The 14,010-nt window shown below is 51.8% G+C and carries 9 protein-coding genes; 6 read left to right on the forward strand and 3 right to left on the reverse strand.

Translation table 11 applies throughout. From position 1 onward, the window contains the following. Positions 1-816 precede the first annotated feature (816 nt). From AC2FEE_RS10990 to AC2FEE_RS11000, 3 genes are all read left to right on the forward strand, one after another. Entirely contained in the window at positions 817-2,955 is a 2,139-nt protein-coding gene (locus AC2FEE_RS10990) for an adenylate/guanylate cyclase domain-containing protein (protein WP_496865153.1), read from the forward strand. Between the two features lie 180 nt (positions 2,956-3,135). Continuing rightward, positions 3,136-4,764: a mechanosensitive ion channel family protein gene (locus AC2FEE_RS10995; RefSeq protein ID WP_496865154.1), complete on the forward strand. Its 1,629-nt coding sequence runs from the start codon at positions 3,136-3,138 to the stop codon at positions 4,762-4,764. A 48-nt stretch (positions 4,765-4,812) separates the two neighbouring features. Beyond that, entirely contained in the window at positions 4,813-6,123 is a 1,311-nt protein-coding gene (locus AC2FEE_RS11000; protein WP_496865155.1) for an alpha/beta hydrolase, read from the forward strand. A 497-nt stretch (positions 6,124-6,620) separates the two neighbouring features. On the opposite strand, the gene AC2FEE_RS11005 is transcribed toward AC2FEE_RS11000, so the two are convergent. The 3 genes from AC2FEE_RS11005 to AC2FEE_RS11015 form a co-directional block, all read right to left on the reverse strand. Next, a complete protein-coding gene (locus AC2FEE_RS11005) occupies positions 6,621-7,577 on the reverse strand; it encodes a HupE/UreJ family protein (protein WP_496865156.1) in 957 nt (318 codons plus the stop codon). Positions 7,578-7,606: 29 nt separating this feature from the next. After that, positions 7,607-8,437: a peptidyl-prolyl cis-trans isomerase gene (locus AC2FEE_RS11010; protein WP_496865157.1), complete on the reverse strand. Its 831-nt coding sequence runs from the start codon at positions 8,435-8,437 to the stop codon at positions 7,607-7,609. A gap of 160 nt (positions 8,438-8,597) precedes the next feature. Continuing rightward, complete coding sequence (locus AC2FEE_RS11015; RefSeq protein ID WP_496865159.1) at positions 8,598-10,520, reverse strand: DUF3604 domain-containing protein; 1,923 nt, start codon at positions 10,518-10,520, stop codon at positions 8,598-8,600. A 742-nt stretch (positions 10,521-11,262) separates the two neighbouring features. Here AC2FEE_RS11015 and AC2FEE_RS11020 point away from each other — a divergent pair. The 3 genes from AC2FEE_RS11020 to AC2FEE_RS11030 all read left to right on the forward strand — a co-directional run bounded on the left by AC2FEE_RS11020 (position 11,263) and on the right by AC2FEE_RS11030 (position 13,938). Next, a complete protein-coding gene (locus tag AC2FEE_RS11020; RefSeq protein ID WP_496865161.1) occupies positions 11,263-11,790 on the forward strand; it encodes a roadblock/LC7 domain-containing protein in 528 nt (175 codons plus the stop codon). 113 nt (positions 11,791-11,903) lie between these two features. Then, a complete protein-coding gene (locus tag AC2FEE_RS11025; RefSeq protein WP_496865163.1) occupies positions 11,904-12,581 on the forward strand; it encodes a response regulator in 678 nt (225 codons plus the stop codon). Next, positions 12,550-13,938, forward strand: a complete 1,389-nt coding sequence (locus tag AC2FEE_RS11030) for a sensor histidine kinase (protein WP_496865165.1) — start codon at positions 12,550-12,552, stop codon at positions 13,936-13,938. The genes AC2FEE_RS11025 and AC2FEE_RS11030 overlap by 32 nt, the downstream gene beginning before the upstream one ends. The last annotated feature ends 72 nt before the right edge of the window (positions 13,939-14,010 follow it).

Consider the following 14,010-nt stretch of genomic DNA (forward strand, 5'->3'; position numbering starts at 1 on the left):
ATTGAGAAGCGCCCGGTTTTAGTTGAAGAAGATGTGCGGTGACTACCATCAATTGAACGCGTTTCTCGAACAGCGTATTGTTATGGGCAAATCGTGCAAACTTATGCGCAAATGGCGCGCAATATTTTGGGCGAATGTCTTCAATTTTTGTGAGTAAAATCAATGGTGGGGATGCAGCGTTATGAGCGCCCCTACACCGATTGTAGGTATGCGCAAAGCACTTCACAAACCCCATAAGCTTGCGTAGTTTGCCATAGTTCCGCGCTGCGCGATTTTCTGCCGTAATGATGAATTCGACTAGTTTTTGGCGTAGTCGTTGCGGTTATGACCTCTTGCGGCGCTCAACCCGCAAAGGGCCTCCATAAGGAACCTTGGGTTCCATTTGGCCTTTTTGCATGAATTCTCGCGAAGGTCTGCGATGCGCAGAAAGCAGACTTTGCAAAGTCTAGATGCCGAACCACTCCCACCGTGCGTTTCAAATGCCAACACTACAACCTGCTTTTCAGGAGCGGGCGTTAATCTATGCCTTTGACAGGAATCATATTTTTCGGATCTGGCGCCGGTCTCCAGTCTATCTTTGCGATTTCGATCTGTAGTGTGAAGCGCAGACGAGGTATGTGCCATACTGCTACAACTACTTTGTACATTCGCGTGTGGGCAACCCAGCTCCTCAGGTATCGAAGGGGCATAGCAAATCCGCAATCCGGTAGTGTCGAATTGGAAGGCCAACCCGTCGAATGCTCGCAACTGTCGCGCCAATTTGCTAATAGTAAAGTAAATTAGATAGCTTAGCGGACACTTCGTGCCGAAGATCAAATGAAAATACGCCTTCAGATTGGTGTGACTGCGGTCTTCGCCCTCGTCTCAGTTGCTCTGATTGGGAGCATTGTATCCTATCTGTATTTCGATCAACGCAACCTGGCTTTGGATACGGCCAGAAAAGACATGCTTGAGGCCCGCGACAGATCCGTATCCAGTATTCTTGGAACGATAAACGAAGCCGCATCTGTTGTTGGCGTTGCCGCATCGATGGTCGGCGACTTTCCCAGCGAGGCTCGCTCTTTGTCAATGCTGGACGTAATGAGTTCACTTGTCGAAGAGGATGAGCACTTTTACGGTATCTATTTCGGCTTTCAAGAAGATGGCGCCTTTTATCAAAACATCCAATTGCCAAAAGGTCTGGAGGCATTCGGGCCAACAAGTTTGCCTCCACCTGAAGGTGCCACCCGAGTTCTAAGAGCCATAGACCTATCGGATGGGGTGGTTTTGGAGCGCTACCACTGGGCCAACTCGAATGATCGCCACGTGGAGTTCTTGCAAGGCCCTCCGGAGTTCGACCCCAGATCCCGCCCTTGGTATCAGGGTGCCGTTGCAAATCCCGGTGTTTTTGTCTCCCCAGCTTATCGCTTCGAGAGCACTGGTCGTTTGGGCATAACTTTTTCTAGAAAAATAATGGACAAAACCGGGTCATTGATCGGTGTCGCAGGTGCTGACATCACGATGTCGGAACTCGGAAGGATCATTGAAGACATACGCGTCGGTGACGGCGGGTACGCATTCATGACAGGTCGGGCCAGCCAGTTTATCGCAGTTACGGGTTCCAGAAATGAGGGGCGGAAAACACGCTTCCTACCAATCTCTAAGGGGGCATTTCCGGAGCTTGACAACGAGGCCGTTGAGATTGCTCTGAAGCGCTGGAGAGCGGATAGCCAATCCTATTTTCGGTTTTCAATTGGAGAAGACAAAGAACCTTACATTGCCTCTGTAGCGCCAGTACCGGTCGTACATGGGTTGGAACTTGTTCTCGGCTTTGTTGTTCCTGAAGACGAATTTGTAGGCGCACTGAAGGCGTCAACCCTTCACGTGATACAGCTCAGTGCGGTGGCGCTTGTGTTTGCAGTGCTCTTAATGGGCGTAATCGCGCATTTCCTGAGCCGGAACCTGCAACGGGTAACGGCGGAGGCCAAGCGAATTCGAAACTTTGACCTCAGTAGCAACGTGCTCTTGCAGTCTCGGATAGTGGAAGTTTCGGATCTGAATGACGCAATGAGGAGCATGAAGACGGGCCTTGCAAGCTTTGGTGCCTATGTCCCCAAAAGTCTCGTACGATCCATTGTAGCGCGAGGCGAGCGGGTTGAAATTGGCGGCAAATCGAGACCGGTAACGATATTGTTTTCCGACATAGAGGGTTTCACGAGCAAAACTGAAGGCGTTGTTCCGTCCGATCTTATGCCTGCTCTTTCAGAGTATTTCTCTCAACAGGAACATCACATCACGTCCCACAATGGGATAGTGGACAAGTACATCGGGGACGCCGTAATGGCGCTCTGGAACGCTCCTGACCGTGACGACGACCATTGCGAAAATGCTTGCCGCGCTGTGTTGGCCTGCATGCGCGCGGAAGACGAGTTCAATGCTTCGGGACACTCATCGCCCTTGCATCCGGTGCGGACGCGGTTCGGTCTGCATTGTGATACTGTGGTTGTAGGGAATGTGGGATCTATGAACCGTATGCAATACACGGCGTTGGGTGCAGCGGTAAACCTGGCCTCACGGGTTGAGGCGTTGTGTAAAGTGTATGGGACCAGAGCATTGGTCACGGAAACAGTGCTGCGCCAAACCGGCGACATATTCATAACCCGCGAAATTGATGTTGTGGCTCCAGCCGGAACTAAAAAGCCAACTCGTATCTTCGAGTTATTGGGCGAAAAAGGAGATAACTGCAATTTTCCATGCAGCCCGGAAGTCAAACGAGACGTTGAAGAATGGAAAGTTTGCTACGGGTTGTATTGTTCTCAAAAATGGGCCGAAGCTTACGCAGCGTTTATTAGATATGCTGAGCGTTCATCGAACGAGAAGTTGGTTGAAATCTATCGCCAGAGATGTCGTGAGTTCATGACTGCGCCACCTGATGCTGGGTGGGACGGCGTTAGCCGTTTTTTTAGCAAGTCTTAACTGGTTTGCCGCGTGGGTCGCTAAGTCCGAGACTCGTTTTTCCGGTTCAGCGGAAAGCCCTTCGGTATTCGCGACTTTGATACTCGCAAAGTGAAACTCTCAGCGGTTTCACTCGAATTTGGGACAAGCTTTTGAGTACGAAGCCAATCAGTACTATTAAGGGGTGGGGGGGTATTCAAAATGACGAAGCGGAAAACTGCTATTCAGCCGTTGGGATGGTTGCTTCTATTCTCGATCCTGCTTTGCCTTTTCGCCTCTCCGCCTCGGGCAGAGGAAGATCAAAACCACAGTTCAACTGCTTCAGCCGCGTTAGAAATAGCGGGGAACATCGCAACGGTCGAGATCGACGGCAAACCCTATTTTGAGATCGTGGGTGCGCGCTCGATCCCAGCGGATCAACGCGCCGCTTTGGTCTCTTCTCGAATTATCGAAGCTGCAAAAATCGACCCTGATTCACCTGCCCGAGTCGATACACGTTCAGAAGGGTTGGGCCCGGCTGTCTACGCTAATGATGAACTGATCGTTTTCGTCACTGATATCGATGCCACCATTGAAGGCGCACCTATCGAAATTGTCTTGGAACTTCGTACAATGCAGGTCGCTGATGCGATTCAAGCTTATCGGGATGCAAGAACTCCAGCGGCCTATATTCGTGGCGGCATCTATGTGGTTGTTTGGACGCTGGTGTTTGCCTTGTTTTGTGCAGCCTTCTGGTATGCGCGAAAGCGCTGGGGACGTTTGGCCGAGGCAAGGATCCGGCGATGGGTCAACAAACTGGAAGAGCAAACCGGCAAAGTCGTTGATGCAAGTTCCGTCATTGCGACCCAGAAACTGCTGTTCAAGGCCCTGGTTGTCGTCATTCTCGCCATCGCCGCGACCTACTACATTGGGCGTGTTCTCTTCGAATTTCCCCTAACCAAGCCGATTGCCGCAGTCTTCTTGAACCTCGTTGCGAAACCGGTTGTTGCCCTTTTGCGGACGGGTGCGGACGAGCTTCCCAACCTGTTGACGATTGCATTTATTATTCTCGTGACAAGCTTCATCATCAAACTGTTGCGCCTGACATTCCAAAATATCGAAATCGGGTTCTTCAAGATCGAGAACTTCGAGAAGCGTTGGGTTTGGCCAACTTATCGCATTGTCCGGGTACTGGTAATCATCGCGGCTTTTGTGATCGCGTTTCCCTATATTCCGGGCTCAGACGGAGCTGCGTTTCAGGGAATATCAGTAATGCTTGGCATTATGTTCACGTTGAGCGCCAACTCGATTGCTTCTAATTTCCTCAATGGCCTGGTGGTTATGTACAAGCGCTCCATCATGGAGGGTGACCGAATAAAGGTCGGGCAGAACGTCGGCTTGGTGGAAAGCATGTCGATGCTGGAAACTCATATCCGGACCCGCCAGAACGAACTGGTTAGCATTCCCAACTCCAAGATTATCTCGGACGAGGTCGTGAACATGAGCCAGACCGGCGGATCACGCGGGTTGATGATCGTTGTAACCGTTGGCATCGGGTACGAAGAAGCCCCCGACAAGATAAGGGATCTCTTGCTCGCGGCGGCAAGCAAGGTTGATGGTATTCGCAGCGTTCCAAAACCGTCAGTGCAAATACCAGTGTTGGGAAGCCACGATGTGACTTACGAACTGATGGCGTACTCCAAAGTTGAAATGCCTCCTGCTTTGGCAAGATCAAACCTTAACTGGGCCGTGTTGGAAGAATTCAATGCCGCTGGCGTGCAGATTATGACGCCATTTTACACGTCCGACCCGGAAGAGCTCAAAATACCGGAGCAGACGGAATCAAAATAGTTGAGCTACCAAGAAAATCTCTGCCGATGAAAGCGAGCTGAAGCCTGAATGAAAAGTTTTGCCAAACGCAAAGTACCTCATCCAATTGCTCTGAATAGGTTTGGTTCAACTTTTGTTGTATTATCCGGCCTTGCTTTGTTCGGATGTGGTGAGGGCTCCTTTAACAGTATCGAACTGATGCCTGCTCCGCTTCTGTATACGCAGACCAGTTTCAACCCGTTCCCTCAAGACATCGATATTGAGCTGCAAGAGCAATCGAAGCTCTTTTATGTCACGGACAGAGAGCCTGCCTCGCCCGAAGACAAGCAACCTCACTACTCAAATGAACGCGGCCAGCTTTCGCGCGCCGGAGTCGCTAAGGTCGAACTTTCTCCCAGCGTCCGAGATTGGCAGGAATTCGTTGCTATCACCATGCAGGGCACAAGGGATCGGAAATACCTGTTAAACGTGACCGATGTCAGTGAAATCGGCGTATTGCCATACAGCGTAGCCGCGCTTTATCCAGCCGCGCCTTCGGAAACCGAGATGAGAGTGGTTGGAGCCGACTTTGCGCGCGAAGTTAATGATCAATTGGCGCTGTCCAAGAACAAAGACGTCCACATCTATGTTCACGGTTACAATGTCGATTTTGAGTATTCGACGCTGGTTGCTCGTGAAATCGAACACTTCTTGGGCTATCAAGGCGCGCTTATCGCCTATAATTGGACTGCAACACCAAACAGGTTTGCCTATTTCAAGGATCAGGAATCGGCGACAGCATCACGCCGCAATCTTAGGTCTTTGATTGAGTTTTTGTCTGCGAACACTAATGCTCAACGGATCAATCTCATCGGCTACAGCGCAGGTTCGCGCCTGGCTTTTGAGGTCACTTATCAAGTCGCGTTGTTGAGCCGCGGTGGTAACGGCCCGCGGTTGGGTAACGTCATACTGATCAGCAGCGATCTTGACCGCAGCTATGTTGGCCACGCGCTTGCTGATGGTGTGCTCAACGGCGTAGACCGCCTGTCCATTTACACTTCCGGTACGGATTCAGCGCTGCGAATGTCCAGCCTTGTCTTTGGGCGCGACCGCCTCGGTCAAACTTGGTCCGAAGAAGAAGATGTCTGGCCTGAGCTACCGCAAGCGCTCACTGGGCTGGACAACTTGGAGATCATAGACGTCACAGACGCGGAAGAATCCGCGGTTGGCAATGGCCACTCGTTTTTCCGCACATCTCCTTGGGCCAGTAGCGACATTTTCATGACGCTCCTCACTCCGCTCGATGCAGGTGAGCGTGGACTGGTGAGAGCAGAAGGCCAGGCAATCTGGAAGTTTCCGAATGACTATCCAGACCGGCTTTCCAAAATCAAACGGAATTGATGTTATTTCAACCAAGACAACCACGATTTCTCGGTTCCAGCTAGACAGTATTTCATCGGCGGACGCTCGTTTTTTGTTCGACCTCAGATGCCAGTTGATTGACGCAATATGCAATAAGACGTCAAGAACCGGCATTGATCTCCCAGCCGTTAAAAAGGTGTAAGCACGGACGGTCAGTTCGGTAAGATTCGGAATGCCATCTTATTAAAAACTTGGCATTTATATTGGCGTCTTTTACGTAGGCCAGTTTCTCGTGTGAGCGGATGGAGCGCTATGACCGCTTTGGACAATAAGCCGTCTTTGCTTTGAAAAAGGCGGCGGGCAAGTTTATCCGCACAGCTGTAATTACAAAGCTTATTAATGAAGGTCTGCTTCGGGCTGCCTCCAGTCACTAATGCGAAAGGTAGCGAACGTTGACTGCAGAGCACCAAGTGACGAACTTTGCAAACCGCGTGAATGAAGAAGCAAAAGAAGCGGGCTTTGAACCGCCACCACGATTAAAAACTGCTGACCCGTTCTATGAGCCAGTACATCGACACTGAACCGATGCCATAAGCTGTAACTAGCGTCGCCATTTGACTGACAGGAAGCGCAATAAATCGCCATACCATAACCAGAACAGCCATAACTCCGACAAAACTCAGTTGCCCGGCTTCGACACCAAGGTTGAAGGCAAGCAAGGCTGCTGGAATATCGTTTGAGGGGAGCCCGATGTCGGCCAAAGCGCCTGCAAAACCAAGGCCATGCAAAAGCCCAAACCCGAAACAAACGATCCATGGTTTTTTTTCTGAAAGCCGGAACCGACCTTCGCTGCCCTTGACGATCTCCATCGCCAGAAAAACTATTGAAAGCGCAATGACGGCCTCGACCGGCGGACCGGGAACATTCAAAACGCCGAACGTTGCCAGTGCCAGTGTTATCGAATGGGCAAGCGTGAACGCTGTTACGGCTCCTACCAGCCTCCAGGGATCGCGGACCAGTATAAACAGCGCGAAGACAAACAGCAGGTGGTCCCAGCCTTCCAGTATGTGTTCGAAACCCAACTGGAAATACGCGATGAAAACGGACCATGTGGACTGTTCAGAAGGTATGGTCTGGACGGCTTCATCCGGGGTTAAACGAAGCGTTGCGGGCTCAGCCTGCAGGGGATGAAAACGGACCAACACGTCGTTCTGTTGGGCCTCCAGACCTTCGATCGCAATGGGTTGACCCGCGATATCCGCGCGGCACTCGACAACCCAGGAGGATACCCACGCTCGGCCATCGGAAATTGGGTCAGGGCCGCGCGCGGGTGTACAACCACCCGGAAACACCGCGTCAATCGCCATCGGTTGACCATTCACATCGGGTTTTCGCCAATGAACGCTCCAGGTATCCGAAGCGATTTGCCGAATTTCCAGGTATCCCGGATCAAGCGCATGTGCAGCAGCGTTACCCGCGGGCCACGCAAGCATGAGAGTATACAACAAGCAGAGTATGACTCTCATTTGGCCTGACCTGTTAGATCAGGTGCTATGATCTCATAATTATCGGCAAGAGCCTCGTATTGCGCCTGTGCCAGATCTTCGCTCATTGCGCGACGCCAATCCCGCAGCACTTCATCGTGAATCTCTGGCAAGGGAGGTATCCGACTGGGTTCGGCGGTCAAAACCTGAACCAGATGGACCCCGTAACCCGACTGGACCGGCCCCAGCCACTGACCTTCTTCGAGATTGGCGAGACCTTCGGAAAATCCGGTTCCAAAGACCGAGTCGATTACCCGTGTCGCGGTCAGGGGCATCGATGAAGGCAGCAGTGTCGCGCTTTCCAAGCCGGAAATCTCTTGTTCCTTACGCAGGGCCGCCAGTGCCCTTTCAACGTCGGCCTCACTTGGCTTCTCACCAAGAAATACCTGAGTGAACGCAATTTTATTGGGTGTCGCGTAGCGGTCCGGATTTTGTTGGAGGAAAACCGCCAGATCTTCGTCTTCCGGAACAACTGACGTGGCGATGGCTTCAGTCAGAAAATCCATCTTTTGACTCAACCGCGACCTGATCACACTATCTCCGCGATCCAGGCCAAGCTTTCTGGCTTCTCTGACCAGAACCTCTTCGCGAATGGAGGCATCGACCAAAGCCTGCAGCTCGGCATCGCTTGGTTGACGTTTCCACCTGGCTTCGAATTGTGCAGCAAGCAGCGCGGCATCGCTTTCTCTTATCGCTATCGTCTCTGGATCTGCGACGGTGTCTTTATCCGGAGAAATAATGTGGAACCAAATGAATATGGCAGCTCCGATCAAGAAGAAATGGAACAGAGGTTCTTTCACTATTCGCATGAAGGCTCCTGCGTGAAACGCGATCCGGCTTTATGTATTGATGCTGGCATCAGCCAGCTGATATTTGCAAGGAATTGTAACTCAGGGTGTTTCTCACGCCAGTGAAGGGGACCGAGGCAAAGGGCGTCACCTCGGTCTCCAAATCGCCGCGAAGAAAGGTTCACTCTGCCGGGGTGTACCAAATCGGAGAGGAATACGCGCGTTCCTGATGCGTAAGCACCGCATCTTCTGGCAACTCGGCACCAAACCTCAGTTTGTCGTACAGCACCCAACGTGGGGTCGGAATTTCGAGCGCACGTACATAATAAAATGCCCGCGCATTCGGATCGAAATCAGGATCAGACCAAACGGTGACCAGTTCGGCTGTGCCGATAGTGTTGGTCCAACTGGCGGTTTCCAGATCCACGGTGTTTCCAACCGCAGGGATTTTGCCGTTTTGATCCGCAACACGGTCGTTCGACCACGCCACATCGTAGACCTTTTCCTGCAAAGCACCTTCGGAATCGAGCCATCCCTTTATCACCTGCACGCGATCCAAGTTGGCGCCAACCGGGTCGCGCAGTGCAGCAATCAGGAATGAGGGCGCGCCATCACCCTCGCGCGGGCGCATGTCGGACCCCATTGGAACACCCTTCGTGTAGCCAACATTTGCCAGAAAGCGCGTTTCAACATCAGCGTCGTTGAAATCCCACCCACCAAAGAACCGCAGGCCAATCCGCGGTCCGGTAGTCGCGTAGGTTTCGCGCCGCTTGAACGCATCGAAAATCGCAGCACGTGTGTTATCAGTCGCCCATACGGCCGTGTAACCGGACGCAACAAGGAGGTCGCCGGGAATTTCGCCAAGATCATTCGCGATGAAAGGATGCTTGATCCTTGTGGCCGAAGGTTCAACACTTACGGATTTTCCAAAGAAGTTGTCTTCCTCGGCAGTCGTCAGAGACGTATGGCTGTCCGTCGCGCCGCCCATGCCGAACTTATAGGGGTTCACGCCGAATTTTTCTTCCAGCATCAAGCCGCGCTTCAGTGCCTCTCGGGCGTATTCGCCCGCCAGCATGTCGTCGGTTTTGAGTTCAGTGATATCGAGGTTGCCGACATCCCAGTTTTCGTAATCCGCGAATTCATCATCTGGGCTCAGGTAGGGGTGCGCTTCGCCGTCGCCCTTGATCTGAGTGACTTCGTAGTGGGGCTCCCATTTCGCACGGGCAGCGACGTAATCCTCGTCTACCTTACCGCCATGATACGTGTCTTCGGTTGGGAACATCCATCCATTGGACAGGTTGCCGTTATGAGCAAATGCAACTGCGCGTCCGCCAGTTTTCTCCTGATACTCTTCAAGCCAGGCATAAAGCGCCTTTGGATCGGTATCACCGTAGGGAGGTTGCGTGACCGGAGGTACCATTTGAAGTGCCCTGATTGGCCCATCACGCAACATGACGTTCCGGTGCAGGTTGAAACCTTTCGGTACCGAGGTCCACTCAAAGCCGATGAAAGCGGTAAAGTTGCCGGGGTCGTTATGCCGCTCTGCCGCAAGAACAATGTTTTCCCAAGTGAAGGCAAAAGCGTCGGCACCCGGACTGTAAGATTCCAGAAGAACTTCCGGCAGAGTCATTTGCGAGAAGTTGGTAATAATGTCGAATGCGGCCTTACCGGCCTCTTCTCCACCGGCTTTGTAACCTTCGTACCACTCCAAACCTTTTGGATCGGCAAGAACACCGGGTTTGCCTGCCTGCAGGTCCGGGGCAAATCCCATCAAATCCGTGTGGTCTGTGAGGACCATCCAATCCAAAGGCCGGGCCAGCCTGACTGGCTGACCAGTCGAAGAAATGACCTGCTCGCCCTTAGCGAAACGCCAGGCATCATCGGGCAGCAGGGTGTTCCCAAACGCACCCGCGTCCAGTGAAAGTCCTGTGTGAAGGTGGGTATCCCCCCAGAGCGGGCGTTCAGGAAAGGATCGGTTGGCATAGGGAGAGTAAGGTTGGTCCGAGAACAAGCCTTCAGCCGCCCCTTCACTTGGGACAGCGTCGGCGAAGACACCCATTGGCGCTAATCCCAGTGCGGTAAAGCTTAACAACATACGAAGCATTGTGACCTCCCAAATCAACTTTTGCCCAGTGTTGTCGATTAATTGCATCGCAACAACTTAATATTCGTATTTCTCTATATCATGATGAGTTTCTCTTTGGGAAAATTCTTGGCGCATGGCTCTGTTGTAGTGGCGCAAAAAGCATGTCAGGCCTAAAAACCCTGTCCTATCATTGCTCTATGGGCGCCAAGCCAAAAATTATCTCCTGACCAATTGTTTAACTTAATATGCTTGTAGCCAAATTTCTCAAGAGGATTGAGGGGCTATCTCTTCCGAAAAGCCAAACCTTACAATTTTTTAAGTTTGCCGAAAGGTCAGTTAAAATCCCCTACACTCTAGTCGCTGCTTGATTGTTGAGTAATGAGGCGGGGGTCAAATGCTGAGTCAAGTGCTATCCGGGCTGGCTGGTGTTAACTTCGAAATCGGGCATTTGTGGTTCACGTTCTACTTAAATGCTGAAAACGCGTTTTTCGTTTCGGCTAGTCACGCCCAATACTTAAGTCTCGCTTCTGTTACTGCACTGAAATTCCTGGGCCACACCCGCGGACACGCACGAACTCAAGACACGCCGTTTTCTAAGACTGCGCCATGTTTGAGGTGTCGCGCCGCGCAGAGATCTAAAACCCTCCCAAACTTAGATGACCTGCTGGTAGACCGCCTGTTCCTCCGTGCTCACGTAGCCCGAACTGGTGAAGCCGCGCTTCGGTACGCCACTCCCAAAATCACAGTGATTGGATAACTAATGCCAAAGCCCAAGGGCAACATAGCCTCTGTGATTTCCAAGTTCGGTGAAAAGGCCGGCCTGGTTCAGAAATACACCATCACTATTCCATCCGCAAACGATCTGAACCGTCCGGCCCCTCGGAAGCCGAGTATGGGTCAGGCAAACAATTCCAAGGTAAAAAAGGAGCCAAACATGTCGTTAGACATTTCGAAACTCGGTGAAATCAAAGGTCTGTTAGGAGCATGTCTTGTCGACAGTGACACCGGCCTCATACTCGGCACGGAGGGCGGCTCCAAGATTGATCTCGAAACAGCAGGCGCGGCTAATGTTGAAGTGGTTCGTGCAAAACTGCAGGCTATCGAAGCTCTGAAGCTCAACGATTCCATCGAAGACATTTTGATCACGCTGGGTAAGCAGTTTCACCTTGTCCGTCCGTTGGAAAAAAATCCCAATATTTTTGTGTATGTCGCATTGGACAAGAAATCGGCAAACCTCGGGCTGGCAAGACTGCAGGTCAAAGCGGTCGAAGAAACGTTGAGCCTCTAGTCTGCAGCCTTTTGCCAAATGGACTCAGCCATCTTGATATGGCTGGGTCTTATCTACGGTTGAATCGGTCACGTTTCTTGGAACAGGCACCGACTGTCTAGGAGGCGCACAGAATGAAAATACTCGTCGCGGAAGACGACAAAAAGACCGCTGACTTCGTCTGTTCAGGCCTGCAAGCTAACGGCTTCAGTGTGGAATGGTATGAAGACGGTCGCGATGCCCTTTCCTACTGCCTGTATAATGACTGTGACGCCATCATCCTTGATCGAATGTTGCCGGGAATGGACGGTCTTTCCGTTCTGAAAGCCCTGCGGGCGGCCAAGAAGCAGACCCCTGTTCTGTTCCTCACATCGATCGGAGATGTTCAAGATAGAGTTGAAGGTTTGACTGAGGGAGCCGATGATTATCTGGTGAAGCCCTTTCATTTCTCCGAACTACTTGCGCGATTGTATAGCATTATCAAACGCCACTCTGCCGGAGTTACAACGACCGAACTTCACGTCCACGACCTTTCGATGAATCTGCTCAGCAGGGTCGTCAAGCGACAAAATGAGACAATAGAATTGTTGCCGCGTGAGTTCTCGCTTCTTGAAGTTCTAATGCGAAACTCAGGACGGATCGTGACCCGCACCATGCTTCTGGAACAAGTCTGGGACTACAATTTCGACCCGAATTCGACTGTGATCGAGACCTATATCAGCCGGCTGAGGTCAAAGATTGACAAGCCTTTTGATACGCCTCTTCTGCATACGTCTCGAAATGTTGGATACAGCCTTCATGGACCGCGCTAGCATTTTCTCAGGTGCCCCGTTCCGGACCGCTTGTTACGCCGCACTGGTGGTCTGGATCATCACTGCCATTTTCGGGTACGCGGCTTACCTGGCGCTAGAAGACAGGCTCCGCCTTAACCTTGAGCAACAAATCCTTGAAGAAGAACTCCTACTTCACGAGATACTGTTGGACGGTGGCGCAGACGCAGTTCAGCGGGCAATTGAACATCTGAACAGTCCCAATCGATCAGGGCTTCACATGATCGCTCTGTTTGACAAACACAATTCGGCACTCGCCGGATCTGTCGCGAAAGTACCCGATACAAATGGCTGGCATGAGGTGGATCCGGATTTCGTGGCAATCGGTGGGTCTGCTCCTGTCTACCTGCTTCACGCCTCCGACTATCTTAGTTATCGCACGGTGGTTGCCCGCAGCCTGACATCACTCAATCAAGCTTTGACGACGCTTTGGGAAGGATTGTTGTTGTTGACGCTCGCGACAACTGCCACCGTTTTGGGGCTGGGATACTACGTCAGCTCGCAAAGCTATCGCAAACTCCAGCGGATTGAGCGAACCCTCGATCTTGTCTCACAAGGGGACACAGACATTCGCCTGCCCATTTCAGAAGCAAACGATCAGATTGATCGGGTATCTCGTTTGATAAACCGGCATCTCGACCGGCTGTCGAGTCTGCTCATCAGCACGCAAACAACCGCGGTCACGATAGCTCATGACCTGAAGACGCCGTTATCCCATGGATTCTTGGCATTGCAGCAGGTCTATAGCGAAGTCGAGTATGGCGGCGACCCGCGTCCAACGCTTTACGAACTGGAAAGCGAACTGAAACGTCTCAGCGCTGTCTTCGACACGATCCTGAGAATTTCTCGTATTGAGACTGGCGGGTACAAGGACCACTTTGCGACAGTGAACCTGAGCGCAATCGTCGAAGACATTGTCGAAACCTTCTATCCAGTTGCGATAGACGAGGAAAAACACATCTCGGCAGAGTATAACGCCGATACGGTATTGATCCGAGGCGATGAAAACATGCTGAAGCAGTTGCTCGTCAATCTTGTAAATAACTCACTCCGGTATTGCCCATCAGGCTCTTGGATCAAGATTTCCCTGATGGCCAAATCCGATTGCGTTGAGCTTGTTGTGGAAGACAATGGACCGGGAGTTCCCCCGTCTCAAATCAGCAAGATTTTTGACGCATTCTTCAGGGCAGACGGCACCAGAAACGAAACGGGAAACGGGCTTGGCTTATCCCTCGTAAAGGCTGTTGCAGTACGGCATGGGGCAATAGTCGTCGCGGAGGACAATGACCCGGGTTTGAGGGTTTGCGTGAGCTTTGGAAGAACCCTTGCGACCGCTTGAGTACACTTAAGAAGAACACTCCACACCACACCTTGGGTCCATCCGTTTGCGGGATCACTCAAGCCCAAAAAG

This window comes from Ruegeria sp. YTSC199 (genome assembly GCF_059609725.1).

What these genes read in the sequence shown, in the direction of transcription:
- AC2FEE_RS10990 (WP_496865153.1), top strand. Translation starts at nt 817, where the DNA reads ATGAAAATACGCCTTCAGATTGGTGTGACTGCGGTCTTCGCCCTCGTC.
- AC2FEE_RS10995 (WP_496865154.1), top strand. Translation starts at nt 3,136, where the DNA reads ATGACGAAGCGGAAAACTGCTATTCAGCCGTTGGGATGGTTGCTTCTA.
- AC2FEE_RS11000 (WP_496865155.1), top strand. Translation starts at nt 4,813, where the DNA reads ATGAAAAGTTTTGCCAAACGCAAAGTACCTCATCCAATTGCTCTGAAT.
- AC2FEE_RS11005 (WP_496865156.1), bottom strand. Translation starts at nt 7,577, where the DNA reads ATGCTTGCGTGGCCCGCGGGTAACGCTGCTGCACATGCGCTTGATCCG.
- AC2FEE_RS11010 (WP_496865157.1), bottom strand. Translation starts at nt 8,437, where the DNA reads ATGCGAATAGTGAAAGAACCTCTGTTCCATTTCTTCTTGATCGGAGCT.
- AC2FEE_RS11015 (WP_496865159.1), bottom strand. Translation starts at nt 10,520, where the DNA reads ATGCTTCGTATGTTGTTAAGCTTTACCGCACTGGGATTAGCGCCAATG.
- AC2FEE_RS11020 (WP_496865161.1), top strand. Translation starts at nt 11,263, where the DNA reads ATGCCAAAGCCCAAGGGCAACATAGCCTCTGTGATTTCCAAGTTCGGT.
- AC2FEE_RS11025 (WP_496865163.1), top strand. Translation starts at nt 11,904, where the DNA reads ATGAAAATACTCGTCGCGGAAGACGACAAAAAGACCGCTGACTTCGTC.
- AC2FEE_RS11030 (WP_496865165.1), top strand. Translation starts at nt 12,550, where the DNA reads ATGTTGGATACAGCCTTCATGGACCGCGCTAGCATTTTCTCAGGTGCC.